The sequence below is a fragment of the Paenibacillus liaoningensis genome (assembly GCF_059609455.1).
Map to the genome: position 1 here is coordinate 73,248 of NZ_JCAALU010000005.1, position 14,779 is coordinate 88,026.

12 protein-coding genes are annotated in these 14,779 nt (G+C 45.8%); 10 read left to right on the forward strand and 2 right to left on the reverse strand.

Annotated features, from left to right (window positions below; all coding sequences use genetic code 11):
• The first annotated feature begins 24 nt into the window (after window positions 1–24).
• A complete protein-coding gene (gene kduD / locus AC6B99_RS08190; RefSeq protein ID WP_056043364.1) occupies window positions 25–780 on the forward strand; it encodes a 2-dehydro-3-deoxy-D-gluconate 5-dehydrogenase KduD in 756 nt (251 codons plus the stop codon).
• A 244-nt stretch (window positions 781–1,024) separates the two neighbouring features.
• Here the strand turns inward: kduD and AC6B99_RS08195 are convergent, their stop codons facing one another.
• Window positions 1,025–1,630: a polysaccharide deacetylase family protein gene (locus AC6B99_RS08195; RefSeq protein ID WP_496663164.1), complete on the reverse strand. Its 606-nt coding sequence runs from the start codon at window positions 1,628–1,630 to the stop codon at window positions 1,025–1,027.
• Window positions 1,631–2,348: 718 nt separating this feature from the next.
• Between AC6B99_RS08195 and AC6B99_RS08200 the strand changes: the two genes are divergently transcribed.
• Together AC6B99_RS08200 and AC6B99_RS08205 are read left to right on the forward strand one after the other, a co-directional pair.
• Window positions 2,349–3,881 carry a malate:quinone oxidoreductase gene (locus AC6B99_RS08200; RefSeq protein ID WP_268795485.1) on the forward strand — a complete coding sequence of 511 codons (1,533 nt, stop codon included), beginning with the start codon at window positions 2,349–2,351 and terminating at the stop codon, window positions 3,879–3,881.
• A 340-nt stretch (window positions 3,882–4,221) separates the two neighbouring features.
• Window positions 4,222–4,941 carry an SDR family NAD(P)-dependent oxidoreductase gene (locus AC6B99_RS08205; RefSeq protein WP_496663165.1) on the forward strand — a complete coding sequence of 240 codons (720 nt, stop codon included), beginning with the start codon at window positions 4,222–4,224 and terminating at the stop codon, window positions 4,939–4,941.
• Window positions 4,942–5,045: 104 nt separating this feature from the next.
• Here the strand turns inward: AC6B99_RS08205 and AC6B99_RS08210 are convergent, their stop codons facing one another.
• Window positions 5,046–5,657, reverse strand: a complete 612-nt coding sequence (locus AC6B99_RS08210; protein ID WP_056043378.1) for a TetR/AcrR family transcriptional regulator — start codon at window positions 5,655–5,657, stop codon at window positions 5,046–5,048.
• Between the two features lie 170 nt (window positions 5,658–5,827).
• Between AC6B99_RS08210 and AC6B99_RS08215 the strand changes: the two genes are divergently transcribed.
• From AC6B99_RS08215 to AC6B99_RS08245, 7 genes are all read left to right on the forward strand, one after another.
• Window positions 5,828–6,196 carry a DUF4180 domain-containing protein gene (locus AC6B99_RS08215; protein ID WP_056043380.1) on the forward strand — a complete coding sequence of 123 codons (369 nt, stop codon included), beginning with the start codon at window positions 5,828–5,830 and terminating at the stop codon, window positions 6,194–6,196.
• A gap of 328 nt (window positions 6,197–6,524) precedes the next feature.
• The gene (gene mle, locus AC6B99_RS08220; RefSeq protein ID WP_496663166.1) at window positions 6,525–7,358 is read left to right on the forward strand and encodes an alpha/beta fold macrolide esterase; all 834 of its coding nucleotides are present in this window, start codon (window positions 6,525–6,527) and stop codon (window positions 7,356–7,358) included.
• Window positions 7,359–7,616: 258 nt separating this feature from the next.
• Window positions 7,617–9,851 carry a helix-turn-helix domain-containing protein gene (locus tag AC6B99_RS08225; RefSeq protein WP_496663167.1) on the forward strand — a complete coding sequence of 745 codons (2,235 nt, stop codon included), beginning with the start codon at window positions 7,617–7,619 and terminating at the stop codon, window positions 9,849–9,851.
• A gap of 428 nt (window positions 9,852–10,279) precedes the next feature.
• Entirely contained in the window at window positions 10,280–11,884 is a 1,605-nt protein-coding gene (locus tag AC6B99_RS08230; protein WP_442952570.1) for an extracellular solute-binding protein, read from the forward strand.
• 98 nt (window positions 11,885–11,982) lie between these two features.
• Window positions 11,983–12,879, forward strand: coding sequence for an ABC transporter permease (locus tag AC6B99_RS08235; RefSeq protein ID WP_056044036.1), 897 nt, complete (start codon window positions 11,983–11,985; stop codon window positions 12,877–12,879).
• 47 nt (window positions 12,880–12,926) lie between these two features.
• Window positions 12,927–13,802: a carbohydrate ABC transporter permease gene (locus AC6B99_RS08240; RefSeq protein WP_056043392.1), complete on the forward strand. Its 876-nt coding sequence runs from the start codon at window positions 12,927–12,929 to the stop codon at window positions 13,800–13,802.
• A 26-nt stretch (window positions 13,803–13,828) separates the two neighbouring features.
• Entirely contained in the window at window positions 13,829–14,779 is a 951-nt protein-coding gene (locus AC6B99_RS08245; protein ID WP_496663168.1) for a sugar phosphate isomerase/epimerase family protein, read from the forward strand.

Here is a 14,779-nt window from a genome sequence, read left to right on the forward strand (position 1 = left end):
AGGATAGATAAGGATGGTGTAAAGATGAGCTTTTTCGATTTAACAGGAAAAACTGCGATTGTGACAGGCGCCGGACGTGGTCTGGGCGCGGCGATTGCTATAGGCTTGGCGAGAGCGGGAGCAGATATTGCGCTGGTTACGAACAGCACGCCTCCTGCAGACGTAGAGAAGGAAATTCAGGCGCTTGGCCGCAAAACGGTATCGATTCAAGCGGACGTATCTGACCGCAGCCTGCTGCCGGGCATTATCGATCAGACGCTGGCAGGACTTGGACGCCTCGACATCTTGGTCAATAACGCGGGCATTATCCGCCGCACGCCTGCAGCTGATCACAGCTTTGAGGATTGGCAAGCGGTGCTTGACGTCAATCTGAACTCGGTCTATGTGCTCAGCCAGCTGGCTGGCCGCCATATGATTGAGCAGGGCTCAGGCAAAATCATCAACATCGCGTCGATGCTGTCCTTCCAAGGAGGCATCAATGTGCCAGGCTACACTGCGAGCAAGCATGCGGTTGCTGGTTTGACCAAGGCGCTTGGCAACGAGTGGGCTTCAAAAAATGTGCAGGTGAACGCGATTGCTCCGGGCTACATGAGCACGGACAACACCGAGGCGCTTCGCGAGGACCCGGTACGCAGCAAGCAAATTCTCGACCGTATCCCAGCCGCTCGCTGGGGCGAATCCGAAGACATGATGGGGCCGGCGATTTTCCTCGCCTCCGCTGCATCAAACTATATGAACGGCCACGTCCTCTGCGTAGATGGCGGTTGGATGAACCGCTAGCCTTTGTATTGTGGATCAAGGTGAAACGGCTCTCGCCGTCCTCTGGCGGCGCGCGGCGTTTCAGTTCGAGAAATATAGAGAAAGTATGGCAAAATCATATACTTTCCTATATTTTAAAAAAGTAACCGCCATAGCGGCTCTATTATGGAGCTGCTGTTGGCGGTTGCTTATTTTTTAATAGGCCTCTGTTTGTTCAATTAGCATTAACTTGTTCATTACAAACGTGAGTCACCGCTAAAATTGGCTATAAAGGGATTGTTGGGATCGTACACGTTAAACTCATAGCCCGCCTCTTGGAGGAACTCCAATCCATAGAATCCACGGTCCAATCCCACATTCGAAAACCGGATGCGGATATGTCCCCGCGAAACTCTTCATCGATCTGTGGCTCACTCCCATATGGGGCTCGAATCAGATTCGGGGCGAAACCTACAATGTCTTCCACTAACTGCTGTTCTCTTTGAAATTCCTCAATAAAATGAGTTGAACTACCACTCTTATATAATATGTTGAAGTCATGCGACATACTATGTAGTCCAGGATAGCTGCCTTCGATGACAATTCGCTGAACTTCGTTCTTGTGCCCATCCAACTGTGTTCCAATCATGAAGAAAGTTGCTCTCGCCTGATACTCTTTTAGAATATCCAGAATCTCATTTGTATATTTGCTTGGCCCATCATCAAACGTGAGGTATACCACTTTATGAGAAACAGGAACTTCATCCGGCGTTCGAGATGAATTTATACTGAGACCTTGCATGGAGTCTTGTTTCTGAGAAATCGGGTATAAATCGCCCCTAATCTCGTCGGTAACTCGGCTGAATAATAGATAGATGACTCCAAAAATCATGCTTGCGAGTATGATTAAAACGATACTAATTTTTCGGTATCGAAGTTTTCTCTTTCGCGATAGTTACGACTGTATTTATTCGTCGAAAAGATTCGTTATTAACGAATACACTTCGTTCATTTATAGAAGAATTACAGCTTGTCTAAAATACCTAAATCAGACTAATGATTAACCAATTATTTGAGCGTATCGGAGATATGCTTACCGGGATGCACGCCAACGAAAGACAGAGCTACGGAAAGCCTAATCAAGTCGGAGGGCATTCATGCAGGAAGCCGCACCTTAAGCATCAACAAAGGTTCGTTTTGCAACGTTACAGCCATGTTCAAAATCAGTGCTAACAGGGAGTGACTTTTGTGATATGATAGTAGTAATGTTCAAATGAAGTTTGATATTCCTTTCTCCCCTGAGAATGTATGTTTTCTGCTCTCAGGCTGATTTTTGCTGTTGAAATCGCTTTTTTTTTCAAGTTGTTTGAGAGTAAAACTTATTGGGGATGATCGGATATCCAAAACTGACGATATAGCAACGAGGCGATAGGATTGTAACCTATTCCCTATTCTTGTGAATGAATTGTAAAGGCTTTATAATAGTAAATATCTTAACACTTTAATAATAAGGCTAACTTTGATCAGGAAATACGTGAATCAGAAAAGGTGTTTGATTAGCCCGCATAGCAGTCTAAGCAGGCAGGAAAGCCTACATTTTTTCTTCAAATATTAGTGTAAGGACGGTAGAAATGAGCAACAGACAAACCAAAACAGACGTTATCTTAATTGGTGCCGGTATTATGAGTGCGACTTTGGGGTCACTGCTGAAGGAATTAGTACCGGACTGGGAAATCACAGTAATTGAGCGGCTTGCAAGCGCAGGAGAAGAAAGCTCTAATGAATGGAATAATGCAGGAACAGGGCATTCTTCCTTGTGCGAGCTTAACTACACCGTCGAGAAAGCAGACGGCTCCGTAGACATTAGCAAAGCTATAAAAGTAAATGAAGAGTATCAGGTTTCCAAGCAGTTTTGGTCTTATCTTGTGGACAGCAATTTAATCCGCAATCCGCGGGATTTTATTACGCCATTGCCTCATATGAGCTTAGTACAAGGGGATAAAGATGTAACGTTTTTGAAGAAGCGTTTTGAAGCGTTGTCTAACAATCCTCTGTTTGAAGGAATGGAGTATTCCGAAGATCCGGGTAAGCTGCTGGAATGGATTCCGCTTATTATGAAGGACCGGACCTTGAATGGGCCTATAGCGGCTACAAGAATTGAATCCGGTACGGATGTTAACTTTGGCGCTTTAACGCGCATGTTGTTTACCCACTTGAAGAGTAAAAATGTCGATATCAAATACAAGCATAATGTGGATGATATTAAACGTGCTGGCGACGGCTCGTGGGAATTGAAAGTACGCAATGTAGATAATGGCTCTGTTGAGCGCCGGAATGCGAAATTCGTCTTTATCGGCGGCGGGGGCGGAAGCCTGCATTTACTGCAAAAATCCGGTATTCCTGAAGGAAGAGGCATTGGAGGATTCCCGGTAAGCGGCATATTTATGGTGTGTAAAAAACCGGAAATTGTCGCGCAGCATCATGCAAAAGTTTACGGTCAAGCTCCAGTTGGCGCGCCACCGATGTCGGTTCCCCATCTGGACACTAGATTTATCGACAAGAAGGAATCGTTGTTTTTTGGACCCTTTGCCGGTTTCTCGCCAAAGTTTTTGAAAAACGGCTCGATGATGGACTTGCTAGCTTCCGTAAAAACGGATAATTTGGTCACGATGATGGCAGCAGGCGTGAAAAATATGTCATTGACCCAATATTTGATCAAGGAAGTTATGCAATCGAAAGAACAGCGCATGGAAGCTTTACGCCAATTTGTCCCGAACGCCAAAAGCGAAGATTGGGAGCTAGTAATAGCTGGCCAGCGTGTGCAAGTCATTAAAGATACAGCTGCCGGCAAAGGAACGCTGCAGTTTGGTACGGAAGTCATTAATGCCGCTGATGGCTCGATAGCTGCCTTGCTCGGCGCATCTCCGGGTGCTTCAACCGCTGTTTCCGTTATGCTTGAGCTGATGGGGAAATGCTTCCCGCAGCATATGAAAGCATGGGAACCGAAAATTAAAGAAATGATTCCTTCATATGGCGTGCAGCTGTTGAACAATCCAGAGCTTATAAGCGAAATTCATACTTCAACTGCACGGACGCTTGATCTGGGCAGTGAACGGGACCCAGTCAAGCAGGCTTCTTTCTAAAACCCGCGAGGCTAAAGGCCGTTTCGCATCACAAGCAATAGAATAAAGTAGATTATAAATGAATGGCGTCCGGAATTCCGGGCGCTTTTTATTTTTGTTGCTGGACTCCTTAAGCGGTCATGGACAGGACTATTTTTTAAAAAGATCAACACTTTGGCCCTCATTTGTTCGTTATTAAAGATTATCATACAGAACGGTTTTAATCCGTTGCTAAACGTACAAAAGCGCTTTCATTTGCCGATTGAGAACGCTCTAAATCCTCCTTATACTATAGTTGTCAGATAGAAAGGATGATCAGAATGGGTAGATTGACAGGTAAAGTAGCCATTATTACAGCGGCATGGGGCTTGCTGGAGCACAATTATTTGCCAAAGAAGGTGCAAAGGTTGTCGTAACGGATGTAGCCGAGGACGTGCTGCAGGCTAAAGTGAGCGAAATTGTGGAAAATGGCGGAGATGCAATCGCATTGAAGCTGGACGTATCCAGTCCAGAATCGTGGAACGCGGTTGTAGAAGCAACGATTACCAAATACGGAAAAATCGATATTCTCGTTAACAATGCAGGCATTCATATCGCCAAGGGCGTTTTGGAAGCTGAACTGGCGGATTGGGATAAAGTGATGTCCATTAACACTTCAGGCGTATGGCTTGGCATGAAAGCAGTCATTCCGCATATGCAAAAAAATGGACGAGGGTCGATTGTGAATACGTCGTCCATTGCAGCGATTATCGGCGGAATTGCTGATGCGCAGGGTGCGGCATACAGTGCATCCAAAGGTGCGGTACGCTCACTGACTAAACATACGGCACAATGGTTTGCCAAAGATAACATTCGTGTCAATTCCGTTCATCCGGGAGCGGTATTTACGGGGATGGTCGAGAAAGCTGGCATTAAATCGCAGGTTGAAATGGGCGAGCATTACAAGAACCTGGCGCCTTTGCCTCCACATGCCGGCGAATCGCTGGATATTGCCTATGCGTACTTGTATTTGGCTTCGGACGAATCCAAGTTCGTAACGGGTATAGAACTGCCTGTCGATGGCGGTTGGATCAGCAACTAACAAGGAATAGAATGATAAGAGCTTCTGGCGATGGCCGGGCTCTTTTTTTTATTTTGCCGGATGTTTAGGCATCTGTTTATTGCCCCAATGCAGGCGGCCAGAGTCTAGGCTTGGCCGAGATTCGAACGGTAAACTTCATGAGAGCGGTTTAATCGCGTAAATTCTAATAACTGCTCTGCCATATAAGAGGAGCTGTATTTAAAATGGCTCTGCACCCATTCGGCAATGAGGCCAAAGACAGCATTAGCCTGATAACAGGCAAGCAGCTCTTTATCAATTTTCGGGTTTGGAGACATTTCAGTAACATCATCCAAATACAACCTTTTGAGCGTTTCGTAAACGGTGTTGCGGAAGTTCGCCAAAATGCTCGTTGTTACCAATAATGTATAAACAGTAGCATTGGCAAGCACGTGATCAAAAATTTTGATGGCTGAAGCACTTAAGCTCTGTATGTCGAAATTTTGATAATGCAAATATGGAGAACGGTAGGACTGGATAAGATCAGTCATCACATCGGCCAAAATATCATCAAGCAGCTCTTCTTTGATCGCATAATGTTTATAAAACGTGCCACGATTCAAATCGGCAGCCTTCACGATATCGGTAATGGAAATATCCTCGAACGATTTACGGAGCATGTTTTCGAGCAGCGCCTGCTTTAGAGCTGCCTTCGACTTGTGGATTCTTCGATCTATGGATGGCGATGAATGGTGCATATATATCCTCCCTCTGTAAAAGCATGTATTCTCAGTCATCCGATTGATTATCATTATACAAGAAAACAATCGATGCCAAAAGACAGAAGGGCTAACCAAGTCAAGCGTGGACGTTTAGCTTTTTTTTGAAGGAAGGTGGTGTTACACTAAATAGGGGAGGCGAATGAAAAATGAACATAACAATCGACCAACAAGACAGTTCCAAGGTTGCCGTTATAGAAAGCTCTGACGTGATCATCCGCGATGTTCAGGATGCGCTGGATTTAATGGCTTCTGTTAATTACAATCACGAATGCCATAAAATCATCCTTCAAAAAGCAAACATAACGGAGGATTTCTTCGAGCTCAAAACTAAGCTGGCTGGAGAGATTTTGCAGAAATATGTGAACTACAAGGTGAAGCTGGCCATCGTTGGAGATTTTGATACTTATGACAGCAAAAGCTTGAAGGATTTTATTTATGAATGCAATAACGGCAAGCAGGTACTATTTTTACGAGACAAACAAGAGGCTGTTAACGCTTTGCACAATATAACTTAACCATACAATCCGAGAAGCCCAGCAGTGCTTATCATTTGACAGATAAAAAATGCGCATGGTAAAATAACCCCAATCTATAGGAACGGGAGGGTTACGTGTGTTAAACTAATTTTTCGATTTTTGGCTCTGCACAACGAATGGAATAGACGTGTTACGGCTATGTTCTGTGCGAAGTAATCGAAGAATGGTTTACCTCATGGTAACCTTATTTAGTTATATGCGAGTAGTGACTGACGATTCGTCTGCCGCTGCTCCTATTCTCGATTACTGAAAGCACAGGCAGCTGGCCTGTGTTTTTTTATATTTTTAGTAATGGAGGAATGAGACGATGAGTGAACAGCTGTTAAGTATAAACGGTGTTAAAATATGTACGGAAAGCTTTGGAGATCCCGCTGATCCAGCTCTATTACTCATTATGGGAGCCCAAGCATCAATGGTATGGTGGGAAGATGAATTTTGTCAGCGTCTTGCAGCGGCTGGACGTTTTGTTATTCGTTATGATAACCGTGACGTTGGGCGTTCTACCGTTTATGAGCTTGGTCAGCCAGAGTATACGTTTGAAGATATGACGGATGATGCGGTTGGTATTCTTGATGCTTACAGCATAAAGCAAGCACATATTGTCGGGATGTCGATGGGAGGCATGCTAACGCAAATTCTCGCTCTGCGCCATCGCGAACGAGTGCTAACCGTCTCGCTTATTGCAACGTCCAATTTTGCAGAGGGTCTTCCTCCAATGGAAGAGAAGGTCGCGCAGTTTTTCGCTAATTCCGAAGAGATCGACTGGTCTAATGATGAAGCGGTGATTGCTTTTGCAGTCAGCAAGTGGAAAGTTTTAGCGGGCTCCAAGCATCCACTTGATGAGGATCGCATTTATGAATTGGCTAAACTAGAGGTAGAAAGAAGCAGCAATATGGCGAGTATAAACAATCATGGCGTGTTGACAGGTGATTTTTCCTATCTGTCCAGAACGGCTGAAATCGATGTCCCTGCGCTCATTATACATGGCACTGAGGACCCGATTATTCCATATGAACATGGAGTTTCACTTGCTGCTGTGATATCTGACTCAATCCTGTTAACTTTGGAGGGCTCGGGGCATGAAATTCATTATGGCGAATGGGATAAGGTAATTGAGGCTATAATTAACCACACATCGTGACCTTAATGACCGAGAGGAGCAGTGGTCGACGTTTCGTCAGCCGCTGCTCCTCTTTTTGGTGAGACGACGAGCATGAGCCAACTCGATGAACATCTTTTCCTGAGGCTATACGATAACCACTATTTTGGCTGTCATGAAGTGTTTCGATTCTAGAGGGGCTGTGCTACAATAGATTAACAAAGTATACCGCTTAACTTGTTCTAATTGCGTTGAAATGGTAACGCTTACAAAAATTATTGTCATTGTAGGGGGTTTAACATGCTTAAGCTAAACAACTGGTACTTCCGGTTGCTTGTATCATATTTTCCAATTTTGGTGCTTACGGTGTCAATGATTATTTTTTTATCGTTCATTGCACTTAATGAGATATCACGGTCCGAGACTGCCAAGGCAGACAACATCACCACCGGCTATGTGGTGGAAAGCGTCGAACGCGCTATACGTGGAGCGGAGTTTAACGCGATGAACGAAGCCGTCAAAAATAAAAGCTACACTGCGTTTTTAAACGGCTCCTCCGAAACGAGCGACAGATACGGCGTCGTTCATAGTTTGCGTTCACTTGTAGAAGAAAACGACTTTATCGAATCGGCCTATCTTTATAGGGAATCCGACGATATGGTGCTTACAGCGAGCGGGCAGACCGAGCTGCCGGATTTTGGCGATCGTGATTTTATTCAGCAAGCGAAAAAAAATCTTGATTACCAAGGATGGTCGGCAAGCCGGGAGTATCGGGAATATGACCGGCTAAAGCCCGTCAGGGTCATTACGATGCATAAGCGGACGCCGTTCCCGTTCGGAAAGGAAGGCATATTGGTCATTAATGTCGATTTGTATGCAGTTGAACAAATGATCGGCAGCATGACAAGCCATCAGGTTTCATTCATGCGAATTACCGATGGAGCTAATAAGCCTATTTATCCCGTCAACAATGGCTCAGATGAATCAGGAGGCGGCAGCATTCTGACGACAGTCACTTCGGACTCTCTTGGCTGGACTTTCGAGAGTGGGATTCAGGACGGTCATTTGCTCGGCTGGGTATCGGTCGTATCCTATGCATGGGTCGTTATGGCTATTTTGACATTCGTAGCGGCTATTATCTATATCATTTGGGTAACGCGCCGAAACTACAAGCCGATCCGGTTAATGATGAATCGTATTCAGGCGCTGCAGCTGCGGAGCGGCGACGGGGGAGCGGTTTTGACAGATGATCTGACGATGATTGACCGTGCGCTTGAAAATTTAATTGTGCAGTCGTTGGATCACGAAAAGAAGCAGCGTGAAAGTGTGATGCTTCAGCGCAGACAGCTTTTTAATGAGCTTATTAGCGGGGAACAAAATGGGCAAACTAATGAGCGGATGCGTAAGCTGGATTTGCTGCCGAGCGCCGGACGGTATGCCGTAATGGTTGTGAAGCTCAACCGTTATGACGATTTTCAGTCTGAAAACACGCTTAACGAGCAAAATGTTCTGAAATTTGCGCTCGGCAATGTTATGCAAGAGCTGGCTCACAACGAAGGCTTGCAGGGCTGGGGAGAATGGCTGGCGCCGGATCTCATCGCCTTTGTGTTTGCGGTTTCGGATGACGAATCCCGAATGCTGGATCAGCTTCGAACTTCTGCAATCGTTGCACAGCAGTGGGTAGGCGAGCATTTGCGTTTCATGCTGTCGATTGGAATTGGTTCAATCGTTGACGAATGGAGCCGTATCGGACAATCTTACCGCGATGCCCTCTCCGGTATGGAATATCAGCTCTGCATCGGACGCGAGGCGGTTACGTTCAGCGGCGATATTCCGCAGGGCAAACAGTACGGTACGTTTCATTACATTCAAATGTGTACCGATTGTGTGCAGGAATTTAGGCAGACGAATGAGAGCTGGCGCAATACGTTTGAGCAATTATTCAAGCGGCTCAATACGGATACGCTCAAGGATGAAGATATTCATTCGCTCATGCAAATATTTATGCAAATGCTCAGCCGTGAGCTGAAGGATTTGTCGGAATCACTGAATGAATTTCTGGAAGGCGATCGCTCATCTGTATTGCTTGCCAAGCTAAAGACTGCCTCGACTTTGGCAGAAATGAAGGATCAGCTGCTAGAGTATTTGGCTGATCTATTCGATGCATATGTGGCGATGAGCGAGACGAAAAGCTACAAGACGATGATAACGGATATGAGAGCCTACATTCAGGAAAACTTTGCCGATCCAGACCTTTCGCTCAATCATTTGAGTGACCGCTTTCAAATATCGGGCAAGTATGCAAGCTATCTGTTTAAGCTGGAGTACGATATGAAGTTCGTCGATTTTCTTGTGCAGCTTCGAATACAGCAGGCTGAGCGTCTGCTGGCGAATACTGATGAGACCGTTCAAGGAATTGCTCTTCAGGTTGGCTACGCCAATTCGATCACCTTCGGACGGGTATTCAAACGGATAACCGGTGTAACGCCAGGCGAATTCCGAAAGCTCAAAATGCGGCCTTCTGTTTTGAACTAAGGTGTGCGAAGCAATAGGGTTTTAGTTCTTTCACATGTATGCGAATTGAAAAGTTGTTTGTTGAAGCGGCAGTCCGAACAAGGAAAGATGTTCGGACTGCTGCTCTATTTGTTTAGCCGGAATATAGTTTACCTGCGGAAATGGCTTTATGACGGGCTTTTTCGGCGTTGATGGAAAACGGTTTATGTCGGGAAAATGATCTATTCTAATCGCCAAAAGCCTTGCTGGGCAAGGGTTCGGCTTAACGGTTTGCCGCGCCGAAACTGGTTTATTGCAAGCGCACTACAAGCCGTGTCATACTGAGGCCACTTCCTAATCACGGTTTGCAAGCGACGATTGAAAGCGCGTTCAAACATGCTTCATTCTTCGGTTCATAATCGAGTACAGGAAACAAATTAACGAAAAAGAAAGAGGGGTTGAATCAAATGATGAAAGTTGTGAAGGGGAAAAAGAAAACCAGCGTTTTGCTAGCACTTACGCTTGCAGGTACTATGCTTCTTGGTGCATGCGGCAGCAACAATGAAACTGGAAACAAAACGACAGGTGGCGAAGCAGCCTCCGGTAAGCCAGTAACACTTAAGGTGGAAGTATTCGATCGTGGCAATTCTCCTTCTGGTTCGACTATTACAAAAAACTATTTGACGACATATGTTCAGGATAACTTCGGGAAGCCAAATAACGTTGACGTGCAATTTGTACCGATTCCACGGTCAGAGGAAGTACAGAAGCTTAACGTTCTAATGGCGAGCGGAAGCGATGTTCCGGATATCGTATTCACTTATGATTCGGGTACGTTTTATCGTTATGCGCAGCAAGGCGGTTTGACTGACCTTGGCGAGCTGCTTGATCAATACGGCCCGAACCTCAAAAAATTTCTAGGCGATGATACGTTAGCTTATGGTAATTATCAAGGTCAGCAATTCGCACTGCCAGCGAAACGTGCGCATTTAGGGAAATATTCATCTTTCGTCCGTCAAGACTGGCTCGACAAGCTAGGCCTGCCTGTGCCGCAAACGACAGATGAGCTTTATACGACTTTGAAAGCGTTTAAAGAAAAAGATCCGGGTCAAACTGGCGGCAAAGTTATTCCGCTCGGAATGGCGCTAGCATCTGCTCAATATGAGCCGCTTCTGTGGTCCTTCATCCAGCCTGTTACTGAAGAACAGCGCTACACGCTGACACAGCAGCTCGGATCCAATGATTTCCCGATCTTGCTTCCTGGCTTTAAAGACGCTTTGCAATTCATGAACAAGCTCTACAATGAAGGGCTAATGAGCAAAGACTTCAGCCTTGATGAAGACAAGAAGAAGCTGAACGAAGACGCAGCTAAAGGCTTGGTCGGTTTCTTCAGTGAAGACGATATGAACCCGTTCTATCCAGATGGTTTGTACTCGACACTGCAAACGAACATTCCTGACGCTAAGCTTTCCTCTGTTGATGTTTACTCGAACTCCGAGGGCAAGCATCCGAAGCCGGAATATGCGCCAGTTGGTCTGTACCTTATGATCCCGAAAAGCAGCAAAAATGCAGTAGAGGCAATTAAGTACCTGGATTGGATGGCTTCGGGAGACAACCTGCTTAACATTCAAAATGGTGTAGCTGGCGAAAACTATGATCTTCAAGACGGTATCCCGGTAGCTAAAGCCGATGCTTCTGATGATATCAAAAATCGCGTATACAACTGGGGTGACATGGCCATTATCTCCAACGGCAAACAGTTGGGTGATACGGAGAAAAACGTAGAGGCTTATGTACTAGGCATGCCTGAGCAATTCCAAGAAGAGACTCGCAAAGCACTGACGATTTCCAGATCTGATACGATCAAGCCGGTCTTGTTCGACCATCCGATCGAAGCCCAAGCCAAATATGGTTCGGCGCTGCGTGACAAGTTCAATGAAATTGTCGTTAAAGCAACGATGGTGAAGCCGGATCAATTCGAAAGCACATTCGAATCGATCATGAAGGATTATATGGCAAACGGCGGTCAAGCGATTTTGGATGAACGCACAAAAGCTTATGAGGCCATGAAATAAAAATAACGCCTGCATTAAGCAGCTCGGAGACGATCGATATTTCTTAAGTCCCGTCTCCGGGCTTAATCGTAAGCAGATAGGAGTGGATAATATTGAACATGCGCGTGTATTTACGCAGATACTGGCAATTATATATGCTGCTTATTTTACCGGTTACCTATTTCTTGGTTTTCAAATACGGACCGATGTACGGCATTATTATTGCGTTTAAGGATTTTAACTTTTTCCAAGGGATTAATGGTTCTGAATGGATCGGGCTTGATGCTTTCAAGGAAGTATTCGCCATGTCGGACTTTTACAAGACACTGCGCAATACGCTCATGCTTAATTTTTTGGATTTGCTTTTTTCTTTCCCGGCTCCTTTGTTTATCGCCATTATGCTATATGAGCTCAAATCAGCTTGGTTCAAAAAGATTTCGCAAACGATTTTGTACATTCCGCATTTCATTTCGTGGGTTATTATCGGCGGGATCGTCTACCAAGTGTTTGGTACGCAATCCGGTATGGTTAACAATTTCGTAACTTCGTTAGGCTTTGAAGCGATTCCTTTTCTTACGGACAAAAGCGATTGGTTAATTACGTATTTAATCGTCGGAGTTTGGCAAAGTGCCGGCTGGGGGACGATCATTTATTTGGCGGCTCTTACAGGCATCAATAGGGAGTTGTTCGAGGCGGCTGACGTTGACGGAGCAGGCAGACTGAGAAAAATTTGGAGCATTACGCTGCCATCCTTAAAACCAACGATTGTTACGCTTCTCATTATTAACGTGGGCAATATGATCGCCATCGGATTTGAACGTCCTTATATTATCGGAAATACCGCTGTACGTGATTATTCGGACGTGCTCAGCACCTTCGTATACCGTATCGGCATTGAATCTGGACAATATACGCTTGCTACGGTCGTAGGCTTGTTCCAGGCAGTTGTCGGACTTGTGTTCGTCTTAGGCGCCAACTACTTATCCAAAAAACTGGCAGACCAAAGCATTATTTAAAATATAAACTTTTATTTTCTATGAAAATTGGAAAGGAGCGATAAGACATGAGAGATCAACAGGCCAGCCGATCATTTGATATTGTCAATACGATCGCCATTTTATTATTCGTGCTGCTATGTTTGGCTCCGTTTCTTCATATAATCGCTATCTCGCTCAGCTCAACACGTTCCATCATGTCTGGTGAGGTCAGCCTTATTCCTGTCGAAATCAACTGGGATGCCTACAAGAAGGTATTTTCAGATGCGTCGATGATCCGGTCACTCGGTTTTACCGTTATGCTGACGGTTTTATTTACAATCATGTGCATGATAATGACGATTGCGGCGGCTTACCCGCTTGCTAAAACGAAATTAAAAGGCCGCAAACTGGTGATGTTCATTATTATCATTACGATGTTTTTCAGCGGCGGACTTATTCCAGAGTATATGCTCGTACGCAATTTGGGCTTGCTCGACTCGATATGGGCGCTTATGCTGCCAGGTCTCGTTAGTCCGTTTTATTTGATTATTTTGATCACGTTTTTTCAAAATATTCCCGATTCGCTGGAGGAGTCAGCGGAGATTGACGGAAGCTCGTACCTCCGCACTTTGGTTAGCATTATCGTGCCGCTGTCGCTGCCCGTTATTGCTACGCTGAGCTTGTTTTATGCAGTAGGCCGCTGGAACGGTTTTACGGATACGCTCATGTATATTACGAGTCCAGAGATGTATCCGCTGCAATTGAAGCTTTATCAGCTGGTTCAAAACAACATGGTCAGCGAGCTGCTGGTAATGGAAGGCGCAAATGGACAGGCAAAGCTGCAGCCGGAAAGCTTGAAGGCGGCGAGCGTTATTTTCGCAACTGTGCCAATTATGATTGTCTATCCGTGGCTTCAACGGTATTTCGTTAGTGGCGTTATGCTCGGTGCGGTCAAAGGTTAACCGAATCTATCTTTCAGGAGGAGCTTATGGGAAACGACAAAGGCCAATATTCGTTCTCGACATGCTGGAATATTAAACGTCACAACGTCGGCAGCAGCATGATCGATGAAATTCGGGAGCTCGGCTTTCGCTACGTTGAGCTGAACTATAACGTCACGCAGGAGCTGCTGTCGACGATTGAGCCCATGATTGAACGGGGAGAAATTGGAGTGTCGAGCGTCCATAATACGTTTCCGCATGTTGCGGACCCCGACTATGGTACCGATTCTGTGCTGCTCGGCTTTGAAGACGAGGAAAAGCGGCAGCGTGCAATCGAGCTGCTGATCCGTTCGGCGGAATATGCGAATCGCTATGGAGCGAAGGCGGTTGTCGTGCATCCGGGCGAGGTGCCGTTCGACTATAACATCGATAACGAGCTCAAAAAAATTTACCACGACCAAGGCCCGGAATCCTCTGCTTACTTAAAGCTGTGGAACGAGATGCTGGAGCGCAGGGAATCGTTGTCGGAACATTACCTGCAGCGCATAGGCGATAGTCTGGATGATATTTGCGACCAGATCGCGGCTAAGGGCTGGGACGTATCGATTGGCATCGAAACGCGTTCGCGCTGCTATCAGATGCCGACGCTGCGCGAGGCGAAATCGGTTTTTGACCGGCTGAAGGATGCACCGGTCGGCTTGTGGTATGATTTTGGCCACGGCATGATGATGGAGCGTATGGGCTTGTACGATAATGCGCGGGATATGGAAGCCATTAAGGACCATGTAGTCGGCATTCACATTCATGAGACGGTTGGATTGTCGGATCACTGGTGTCCGTATATACACAGCGGCGACATGAGCTATTTCGATCGTTTCCTGCCTATTATCGCGGCAGCTCCTGTGAAGGTGTATGAGCTAAAAGCGGCATGTACACCGGAAGAAATCGAACAGAGCCACGAGCTGCTGCTCGCCAAATTGTCCGAGCGCGAGGTGTAG